The following is a 9,443-nucleotide window of genomic DNA, read 5'->3' on the forward strand; positions in this document are numbered from 1 at the left end:
AACACACCCGCTGAGGCAGAAAAGAGGAAAAAAGGAAGAATAAATAACCCGGCAGCGAGGTTGATAAAAAGATGGCTGGAAATCGTAAGAGTATCAGCACTGGCAAATGCAACAAGCAGTAACAAAACGTTTTTAAAAATATTATCGTTGAAAGCCCCAAAAAACTGAGTGATGAAGTAGGGAAGGAAGCGCTGCTGAGTCAACAACGATGACTGAGAATGCGGCATTAGTGTTCCTTAACCTTACCAATTAGACAAATATTGAGTGAGAAGATCGTCGATCAACGCTTTACCATCAACCGGCTGTTTAGCAAAGAATTTATCATCGACACTCAGTAAGGTTATCCCATGAACGCCAGCCCATAATACACGGCTTGTGCGTAATATTTCGTTCTGCGTTTTATGCGGTGCGATGATCTGCAATAGCCCTTCTAGCATACTGGTCATCTGTTCAATTCGTTCAGCTTGCCATTCTGGTAACACCTCACCATTCATATTGTGTTCAAAAATCAATTGCCAGCGATAAGGATTTTTGTGTGCAAAATCATGATAACAAATGGCTAATAGGTACAGCGCTTTTTTCGGATCCTGACATTGACTGACCACTAATTTAGCTTCATAAGCCAATTCATCGAGTGTTTGTGCCACAACATGTAGCAAGAGTAAATTATAGTTACCAAAAACATTAACCAGCGTACTTGGGACATACCCGATCATGGCGGCTATTTTGCGTAAGCTCATTTCATGGTAGGAATGCTTACTCAAAAACTCTTTGGCTGCTTTCAGGGTTAAAGAGACCAGCTCTTCTCGAGTATGATCGTTTCGTCGGGCCATAATAGACTACTAAATTCGCAGAATAAAAAAATGAACAATGTTCGATATTCTAAACAGCCCCTTATAGGGCGTCAACTGAATCGCGCTGCAATATTCTGATACATGTCAATAAAGTCAAATAGTTTGCTTGGTTTAGTGAACCAGATATGATGATAGTGTGTAACACAGCTTTCTAGTGCTTAAGGATAAATATGAAACGTCTGTTCTCTTTTATGGCTTTACTGATGGTATCTGTGATGGTCGTACCGCACGCTGACGCAAAAAAGTTTGGTGGTGGTAAATCATTTGGTAAAAGCTTCAAAACTGCCCCAGCGCAGAAACAACAAAATACCAATACATTAAAACAGCAAGACACCGCAAAAACGACCGCAGCAACGTCGAATAAGAAAGGTTTAATGGGCGGAATGCTGGGTGGTTTATTGGCAGGGGGATTACTGGCTGCTTTCTTTGGCGGAGCCTTTGAAGGAATCCAGTTTATGGATATTTTGATCATTGGCTTAATTGCTTTTGTGATCTTTAAACTGATGCGGGGGTTACTCGGTGCCAAACAAACATCGATCAATCAACATCAGCAGCCAGCGTATAGTAGTGTCAATCAGCCTAATGTACACAACTTTGAACAGACAAATCCTACTGGTGGTTTTGGTGGGCAAAGGCATAGCGACGTCCCTCATAACTATCCACCTGGATTTGATAAGGTTGCATTTATTAATGGTGCTCGCGAGCATTACCGAATCTTACAAGGGGCTTGGAATCATAATCAGCTTGAAACCATAGAAGAATATGTTTCAGCTAGCTTATTTGAAGATTTAAAAGCAGAGCGTGCCAAGCTAGATCACGAACCACAAACCGATGTCATGTATGTTGATGCGGAAATTGTCCGTGCCGATTATGATGTGAACAAAGCTCAATTAAGCTTACAGTTTAGTGGACGATATCGTGACGCTGGCGAGCAGATTGAAGAAGATATCCAAGATATTTGGCATTTAGAACGTGATCTTAGCGTACCCAATGCGCCGTGGTTGATTGTTGGTATTCAAGGTTAATTAACCTTTTCCCCGATCATATTGATTAACGCCCAAGCTTGTCTTGGGCGTTATGCTATTTGGAGCTCAGTTTTATTTCGGTCATCTTTGACTGAGGGGACACTCACTTGCCGTCTACCTGCAATTCCAAGTTGTTTGGGTATCGTTTGTTTTTATTGTGTCCAACCAGTTGATCATCTATTCAAAATATCAACAAAGAATAATAATTGTTATCATTTGTATTTGATGATAGTCTTCGCCGTAAATTTTTAGACTGATGCCATTTTTTCCCACAGACGATGTACGCATTTGTCGGAAAATGACGGTAATTAACTATCTCCTGGTTACTTGAAGCTGCAGCGGTATTGGCAACGTTCGTTTGTCCTCATCACATCGTGTATTTATGCTCATGTGTGAAAATCATTCTTGGCCTTCATCCAAGACCAGCCTTTGGCTGTGCACGTTTGTCATTCACTTACCGCTTATTTGCAACGCCAAGTTATTTGGGGATGAGAGTAATGTCGGAGAGGTCAGGTTGGTATTGATAACAAAGAAGCAAATACGGAATCGAGTACGATTGTGTTGGGTTATGGGTTGTGTGGCTGCGTCAGGGAACGCGGTTGCTGAAAAAATAGATAAGATTTTGCAACAAGATTCAGAGGGATTAATCGCTAGCCAACAGGCACAAATCAAGGTGGAAGGTCTTGATGACAAACATCTTGAGGTTATCGAACAATATCGCCAAGTGATCCGTGCACAACAGTTGGCCGATAAGTATCACCAGTTGTTAGTAAAACAAGTCGCTCAACTTGAAAATGCCTTAGTGGCGATGGACGAAAACCAAGCTCAACTTCGTTTAACTCGTATGATGTTAGGCCCATTATTGGAAGACATGGTTGTCTCTTTGGCGCAATTTGTCGCAGCAGATGCGCCTTTTTTATTGGCAGAGCGCCAGGCAAGAATTGAAAATTTACGCCGCCAGTTGTTTGATGCAAGTTTATCTGAAGGTGAAAAAACTCTCTCTGTACTTGATGCCTATCAGGTCGAACTCAGCTACGGCTATACCACGGAAAGTTGGCAAGGGAAACTGGATGGTAATTTGGTTAACTTTGTTCGAGTCGGGCGGTTAGGTTTTTATTACTTTACGCCGGATGAAGCCAAAGCGGGTGTATGGGATCAAGGTTGGCAACCGTTATCAGCAGAGTGGATCCGCTCCATAAAACACGCAGCGCAGGTCGCACAGGGCCAGCAGTTACCTACACTTCTCACTCTTCCAGCAGTGAAAATCGAGACCATGTAATGAAATCAGTATGGCTAATGTTAGCGCTGGCGATTGGCTGGCAAGCGAGTGTGCTCGCCTCTGAATTGGATCGAGTACTAGAACAAGTAAAGCAAGGTTCATTGATTGAAAAACAGCAAGCTGATCAACGGGTTAAACAGGCAATTGGAGAGTTAAGAGATGCACGCCACATGCTGGCTCGTGCTCAAGACAAACTAAAACAGACCAATGCGAATAATATAGCACTGGAAGATCGTATTTTGCAGCTACAAGCGTCTTTGAAACAGAGAAGAGCACAATATCAAACACAACGTGAATCGATGAATAGTGTCTTTAAGCACGTGGTCGAACATGGCGATTTAATGATGCAGCGTGTTTCACCTCATGGGTTGTGGCTCTTTGACCAATCTGGGTTTATGGCTAAAAAAGAACAGTCTGTTGATCTGGCGCATATTAAGCGGTTGTGGGTGGCGTTGCTGGAACAGTCAGTTTTTACCAGTAAGGTGCTGCGCAGTAAGCAATCCATTGTGCTGGCAAATGGTGAGCAGCAGTTGGCTCAGGTGACTCAGTTTGGCCCATTTAATGCGTATGTGATGAAGGATCGCCCACGCTGGCTACGCTATTTGCCAAGTGAAAAAACTTGGATGGAGATGGCACCTCAACCCACCGTAGCGATGGATCCACAACAGATGCTTATTGACCCAAGTTTTGGAGCACTGCTTGATAAGCAAGCGAATGCTCCGACTTGGTTAGAGCGTATCAAACCAGCCGGTGTGGTTGGGGTTATGATCGTATTGATCGGCATGATTGGTGTTGCAATTGCAGTGGTTCGTGGTTTGGCATTGAGAAAAGCGAAGCGTGAGATTGATACACAAATATTGGCGCATCAAGCCAATGCGGGGAATGCTTTAGGGCGAGTGATACTGGCGAGCGAAAAATGTCAGGGTGCACAGCTTGAAGCGGTGATTGATGAAGCGGTACTCAAGGAAGTACCCAGTTTTAAAATCGGTGTAGGCAGCCTTGCTGTCTTTGCGAGTATTCCGCCGCTGCTTGGTCTGTTGGGGACGGTTGGGGGGATGATCGAAACATTTCGCATGATTACTGAGCATGGCAGTGCTGATAGCCAACTGTTGTCTGGCGGTATATCACAAGCTTTATTAACCACAGAGATGGGCCTGATTGTCGCGGTGCCACTGCTTCTGCTGCATTGCGGGTTAAAAGCTCAAAGTACTCAATTGATTGAGGTGCTGGAACAGCAGAGCGCGGGGTTGATAGTGATCCGTCAGCAAGCTGACGTTCAGGGGGGTAAATGCTGAATTTTATTTATACTGCTGGCCCTTTAGTTTGGGGGATTATGACCTTATCGATAGTGATGTGGTGGTTGATAGCACAAGCTTATCGTCATCAAAGTCGTTGTCGCGCTCGCTTTGTGCCTGAGATAACGAGGCAATATAATTTGCAAATTGGGTTATCGAATCATCGGTATCAATCGGTTTGTCGTGCTTGGTTAAATCAAGCAGAGCAACAGTTAAATCAAGGGATTCCTTGGATATCAATTTTAGTTAAGGTGTTACCTCTGTTGGGTTTACTTGGCACGGTCGACGGGATGATTGAGAGTTTTCAGCAGCTTAATCAACTGGATATACAACGTCAGTTATCTGGTGGGATTTCACAAGCATTACTTACCACGCTATCGGGTTTAGTCACCTCGCTGTCGGGGGTCTATTTTGTTCATCACTTAAACCAGCGTAAGCGCCGTTACTTAGCGAGTTTGCGTCGTCAACTCGAGGTGCAAAATGCGTTTTCGTCATAGTGAAGAGTCAAGCGAGCAAGCCAATGTAGATATGACTCCTTTGATCGATGTGGTATTTATCTTGCTGATTTTCTTTATTTTATCAGCATCATTCCAGCAGCAGAATCAGATCAAGGTTGAGCGTCCCAATAGTCAGATTACAGATAGCCTTTCTAGTGTTTCTGTCACCGTGTCGGTCGATGAACAGGGGCAAATCTGGTTAGATAATCAAGCGGTCGAGGTCGCGATGTTAACAAGCCGTATTAAACAAAAAGTCACCCAAGCAAATAATGTGTCTGTTGTGATCGATGTCGATAAATCAGTTAATAGTGGGCGTCTTATCCAAGTTATTGATAAAGTTAGAATTGCAGGGGTGAACAATGTCGCTGTGGCTACAGAATCCTAACCATTGCCAATGGCTACCCTATCGCTGGTTGCAACAACCGTGGTTCATTGCTCTATTGATCAATTTTGCGCTAGTTTGGCTTATGTATTGGCTAACACTTGGCAATCAAAAGGTTGATCGCGTTCACTCGATTCATTTGTCAACGGTTTTTCATACCAGGCCGTTTGAGCATATGGAACCAGAGCAAGATCAATCGGTTGACGTTAGCCAAGCACCACAAAGTGCCTCGATGCCACCGCCACCAACCATATTGAATTTATCAACCTTAGCATTTGATTCTTCAGTATCTTTACCCAATATGAAGGTGCCAATAGAAACCAATAAGCCTGATTTACAAATCGTCAATCTGACTTTTAGTCCGCAAGGGAATGGGGTTGGCAGTATGATCAGCAGCGCGATGGCACAGGCTAAACCTGTCATTCAGATCCCACCTCGTTATCCGACGAAAGCTAAACGGGATGGGATAGAAGGCTTTGTCACACTTGATCTTTATCTTGATCAAGAGGGGCGAGCACAAGAGATTAAAGTTGTAGCAGAAGAGCCGCCTGGGGTATTTGCTCGCTCAGCGAAACGAGCGGTCATTCGTTGGCGATTTGTGGCACCCGAAGAAAAACAATGGCAAAGGATCACGATACGCTATGAACTGGAAACATAGTTTACTCGCCTTGGGGTTGGCTGTTTCTCTGCCTTGTGTCAGTTCTGAGGTTGACGATTATCAAACTTACCAACGATTGCAAATGCAGCTGCAAAAAGATCCCTTGACGACATTGAGTGCGATCGAGCGATTTGTGCAACAAGTACAATCTTCAGATCAGCAATCTCAGCAGATGGCTGCTCACTTGCAACTCCAAGCATGCGTTGCACTCAACCGATACGATTGTGCAACTGTTGCGGTAGAGTCTTTATTAAGGCTTAATCAAGATAAGGCACGTAAACCTGAACTGCTGAACTTGTCAGCCCAATTGCATTATCAAACTCAGAGCTATAACACCGTTATTGAGCGGGTTGATAACTGGTTTGTTGCAATGCAAGCGATAGAAGAGAATGCGTCGGCAATTCAGTCTGCTGAGCTGTACTCGTTAAAGGCATACAGTTTATTCCACCGACAAGCTTATCGTGATGCAGCCAAAGCAATGGAACGTGCTGTTGAGTATCAGAACACTGAGCAAAGAGAACGCTTTTTACTCGCCTTGTATCAGCAACAAGAGGATTGGCATAATGCTAATCGAGTACTGCGCTGGTTGGTTTCTCAGTATGCGGAAAACGCTGAATATTGGGAAAAATATGCTTACTCATTCTTAAAATTAGATCAGGAAAAGCAAGCGGTGAATGCATTAGGTAGTGCTTATAAAGCGAATCGTCTGCCACAGCAAAGTATGATGTTATATGCACAGTTATTGTTGCGTTTTCATGCGCCTGATCGCGCGATACAAGTACTAGAGCAACACCCTCAACTCAGTGATCATCCCCGTTATCAACCCTTGCTGACGCAAAGTTATTTATTAGCCCGTGATAAAGTTAAAGCAGCAGAATGGTTAGCAAAATCAGAGAAAAAAGATACTTATGCGCTACAGGGCCTATTAGCTTATCAGCAAGGTAACTGGCAGCAGGCTGCCGATTTGTTTAAACGACTAGAGGCAAGTCATGAAAATAATCATTACTGGTTGTTGCTCGCTGCCATTAGTGAGTTTGAATTAAAACGTTGGGATAGCGCGAGAGATTCTTTTCAGCGTCTAGCTGGTACCCGTTACCACGAACTGGCGACGCAATGGTTAAGCCAAATCGACTATTTAACCCGTGAGTAATTTAATCAGGCTCAACAGTAACCATAAAGCGCTCGCTAGTGATCCATTGGCCAGCGCTTTATGGTTACTTGAAGTGACAGTGAATCAGTTATTGTTTTTTCAAATGATAGAGTGTGGCTAAATCACCGGTGATTTTTTCGCCGTTGATATCCAATTTCATCAAAATATTCTCTCCTACGAAATATTGGTTAGCAGAGTCGGACCCATCTTCTAAGGTAATCACGCTACCATTTTTATCCCAGTGGAATTTCCCTGTGCTAGTCAAGGGTTTAGTTTCCTCATCCGTTTGATAAATTTCAGTTAGGGTGTAGGTTAGATCGTCATTTAGAGTCAAGGTATATTCTATTCCTGCGCAGTCGGCGCAAGGAAGGACACCTTGATAAGTGCCTTGCCAATCAAGGCTATTATAAGCGGTGTGCTCTGAGGTAAAGGTTTCATCGATTGCCGCCTCTGTTTGTGAGCCATTGTGTGAGGAGATCGCAGGCTCTGTTGTAGCCGCCGTTGGCTCGGTATTATCACAGCCAGCCAACATTAATGTCAGTGCACTCAGTGCGAAAAATGTTTTTTTCATCATGCCTTTCCTTTATCCATACTCAAGTGGTTGTTGATGGGGTTATTATTGCGGTCATTTATGTTGAGCGAGTCAAGGAGGCGTCATGTTTTTGATATAAAGCATCAGAGAGGCATGATACCTCTCTATGGTTTTAGGCTGGCTATAGCTTTAAACTGGCTATAGCTTTAGACCGATTGTAACTTTAGTTTGGATAGTATAAAGCTAGTCGAGAATACCAGAAGATTGGAATGTTTCTAGCTTGGCTAGATAAGGAGAGAGGTCAGCAATATTGTTTTTTAACCACTCACGGTTGTAATACGTATCGAGATACCGATCGCCACTATCGCACAGTAACGTCACAATGGATCCACGTTCGCCTCGTTGCTTCATTTCGCTGGCCAATAATAATGCGCCGTATAAATTAGTGCCTGTTGAAGCACCAGCCTTTCTACCTAAGATGGTTTCTAGCCAATGAATAGTCGCAATACTCGCAGCATCTGGGATAACTCGCATTTCATCAATGACATTTGGAATAAAACTGGGTTCAACTCGCGGCCGGCCAATTCCTTCAATTTTACTGCCGCATTCTAAGGTCAGCGCATGATTGCGGGTGTGATAATAGTCAAAAAAGACCGAGTTTTCTGGGTCTACCACGCATAGTTTAGTGTTGTATTGTTGATAACGAATGAATCGACCAATGGTAGCCGAGGTTCCTCCCGTTCCTGGGCTCATCACGATCCAAGTAGGAATCGGATATTCTTCTTTTTGCATTTGTTTAAAAATGCTATCGGCGATATTGCTGTTTCCGCGCCAGTCAGTGGCTCGCTCAGCATAAGTAAATTGGTCCATATAATGGCCATTTAATTCTTGAGCTAGTCGATGAGATTCCGCGTAAATCTGATCAGTTCGCTAAACTAAATGCGCTTTGCCACCATAAAATTCAATTTGTTCAATTTTTTTATGCGCAGTACATTTAGGCATGACGGCAATAAAAGGCAAACCAAGTAAGCGAGCAAAATAAGCTTCAGAAACGGCAGTACTTCCAGATGACGATTCAATAATTGGCGTATCAGGGCCAACCCAACCATTACAAATAGCGTAAAGAAACAGAGAGCGAGCTAAGCGATGTTTAAGTGACCCTGTTGGATGGGTACTTTCGTCTTTAAGATAAAGATCGACGCCAGAAATACAGGGAAGGTCGAGTTTGATTAAATGCGTATCAGCAGAGCGTTGAAAATCCGCTTCTATCTTACGAATCGCATTGTTAATCCATTGATGATCGGTACACATAGGGTTCTTCCTAATTATCTTGCACGTTAATTCACTCTCAACTGTCCATAAATGGATCAGAAAGTCATGAGAATATATAGGTAATTTAACCTCATGGTGTGGAGAAAAGGTTGGTTAATTTACCTGTGTTTTGCTACTTTTATAGAAATATTTTCTATCACTGGGGGTATGTCATTGGATAAAGTGGATAGGCAATTATTATCGATGTTGCAAAAAGATGGGACTTTATCACTCAATGAATTAGCCGAAGCGGTCAACTTGACCACAACGCCTTGTTGGAAGCGTTTAAAAAAACTAGAAGAATCGGGAATTATTAAGCAACGAGTGGCTTTACTTGATCCTGAACAACTAGGCTTGTCATTTATTGCCTTTGTGATGGTAATACCAATCTAAATAAAAATATGATCTAATTAAGGCTATTTAACTACTACCATCATTCATCATGAATAGCCTTAATAAT

9 protein-coding genes and 3 pseudogenes are annotated in these 9,443 nt (G+C 43.1%); 8 read left to right on the forward strand and 4 right to left on the reverse strand.

What is annotated here, in order from left to right; translation table 11 throughout:
- Positions 1-227 (reverse strand): annotated as a pseudogene (locus B7C60_RS17560) (MFS transporter); the annotation flags it as partial.
- A gap of 15 nt (positions 228-242) precedes the next feature.
- Positions 243-833: a TetR/AcrR family transcriptional regulator gene (locus B7C60_RS01965; RefSeq protein WP_099610189.1), complete on the reverse strand. Its 591-nt coding sequence runs from the start codon at positions 831-833 to the stop codon at positions 243-245.
- A 191-nt stretch (positions 834-1,024) separates the two neighbouring features.
- Here B7C60_RS01965 and B7C60_RS01970 point away from each other — a divergent pair, with 191 nt between their 5' ends.
- The 7 genes from B7C60_RS01970 to B7C60_RS02000 all read left to right on the forward strand — a co-directional run bounded on the left by B7C60_RS01970 (position 1,025) and on the right by B7C60_RS02000 (position 7,140).
- Complete coding sequence (locus B7C60_RS01970; RefSeq protein ID WP_099610190.1) at positions 1,025-1,879, forward strand: Tim44 domain-containing protein; 855 nt, start codon at positions 1,025-1,027, stop codon at positions 1,877-1,879.
- A gap of 577 nt (positions 1,880-2,456) precedes the next feature.
- Entirely contained in the window at positions 2,457-3,158 is a 702-nt protein-coding gene (locus B7C60_RS01975; RefSeq protein ID WP_157928670.1) for a DUF3450 domain-containing protein, read from the forward strand.
- Positions 3,158-4,453, forward strand: coding sequence for a MotA/TolQ/ExbB proton channel family protein (locus B7C60_RS01980; protein ID WP_157928671.1), 1,296 nt, complete (start codon positions 3,158-3,160; stop codon positions 4,451-4,453). Before B7C60_RS01975 ends, B7C60_RS01980 begins: the two co-directional genes overlap by 1 nt.
- Complete coding sequence (locus tag B7C60_RS01985) at positions 4,447-4,950, forward strand: MotA/TolQ/ExbB proton channel family protein (protein ID WP_099610193.1); 504 nt, start codon at positions 4,447-4,449, stop codon at positions 4,948-4,950. The genes B7C60_RS01980 and B7C60_RS01985 overlap by 7 nt, the downstream gene beginning before the upstream one ends.
- Entirely contained in the window at positions 4,934-5,335 is a 402-nt protein-coding gene (locus B7C60_RS01990) for an ExbD/TolR family protein (protein WP_099610194.1), read from the forward strand. Before B7C60_RS01985 ends, B7C60_RS01990 begins: the two co-directional genes overlap by 17 nt.
- The gene (locus tag B7C60_RS01995; protein ID WP_099610195.1) at positions 5,310-5,990 is read left to right on the forward strand and encodes an energy transducer TonB; all 681 of its coding nucleotides are present in this window, start codon (positions 5,310-5,312) and stop codon (positions 5,988-5,990) included. The genes B7C60_RS01990 and B7C60_RS01995 overlap by 26 nt, the downstream gene beginning before the upstream one ends.
- Positions 5,974-7,140, forward strand: a complete 1,167-nt coding sequence (locus B7C60_RS02000) for a tetratricopeptide repeat protein (RefSeq protein WP_099610196.1) — start codon at positions 5,974-5,976, stop codon at positions 7,138-7,140. The genes B7C60_RS01995 and B7C60_RS02000 overlap by 17 nt, the downstream gene beginning before the upstream one ends.
- Positions 7,141-7,228: 88 nt before the next feature.
- Here B7C60_RS02000 and B7C60_RS02005 read toward each other — a convergent pair whose 3' ends face one another.
- On the reverse strand, positions 7,229-7,711 hold the full coding sequence (locus tag B7C60_RS02005; RefSeq protein ID WP_099610197.1) for a copper resistance protein NlpE: 483 nt from the start codon (positions 7,709-7,711) through the stop codon (positions 7,229-7,231).
- 204 nt (positions 7,712-7,915) lie between these two features.
- Positions 7,916-8,983 (reverse strand): annotated as a pseudogene (locus B7C60_RS02010) (PLP-dependent cysteine synthase family protein).
- 168 nt (positions 8,984-9,151) lie between these two features.
- Between B7C60_RS02010 and B7C60_RS02015 the strand changes: the two are divergent.
- A pseudogene (locus B7C60_RS02015) lies at positions 9,152-9,364 on the forward strand (Lrp/AsnC family transcriptional regulator); the annotation flags it as partial.
- Positions 9,365-9,443: the final 79 nt, after the last annotated feature.

This window comes from Vibrio fujianensis (assembly GCF_002749895.1).
Lineage (GTDB): Bacteria > Pseudomonadota > Gammaproteobacteria > Enterobacterales > Vibrionaceae > Vibrio > Vibrio fujianensis.

Bases quoted from the DNA above. Each gene is read 5' to 3' on its own strand.
- B7C60_RS01965 (WP_099610189.1), bottom strand. From the start codon at position 833: ATGGCCCGACGAAACGATCATACTCGAGAAGAGCTGGTCTCTTTAACC.
- B7C60_RS01970 (WP_099610190.1), top strand. From the start codon at position 1,025: ATGAAACGTCTGTTCTCTTTTATGGCTTTACTGATGGTATCTGTGATG.
- B7C60_RS01980 (WP_157928671.1), top strand. From the start codon at position 3,158: ATGAAATCAGTATGGCTAATGTTAGCGCTGGCGATTGGCTGGCAAGCG.
- B7C60_RS01985 (WP_099610193.1), top strand. From the start codon at position 4,447: ATGCTGAATTTTATTTATACTGCTGGCCCTTTAGTTTGGGGGATTATG.
- B7C60_RS01990 (WP_099610194.1), top strand. From the start codon at position 4,934: ATGCGTTTTCGTCATAGTGAAGAGTCAAGCGAGCAAGCCAATGTAGAT.
- B7C60_RS01995 (WP_099610195.1), top strand. From the start codon at position 5,310: ATGTCGCTGTGGCTACAGAATCCTAACCATTGCCAATGGCTACCCTAT.
- B7C60_RS02000 (WP_099610196.1), top strand. From the start codon at position 5,974: ATGAACTGGAAACATAGTTTACTCGCCTTGGGGTTGGCTGTTTCTCTG.
- B7C60_RS02005 (WP_099610197.1), bottom strand. From the start codon at position 7,711: ATGAAAAAAACATTTTTCGCACTGAGTGCACTGACATTAATGTTGGCT.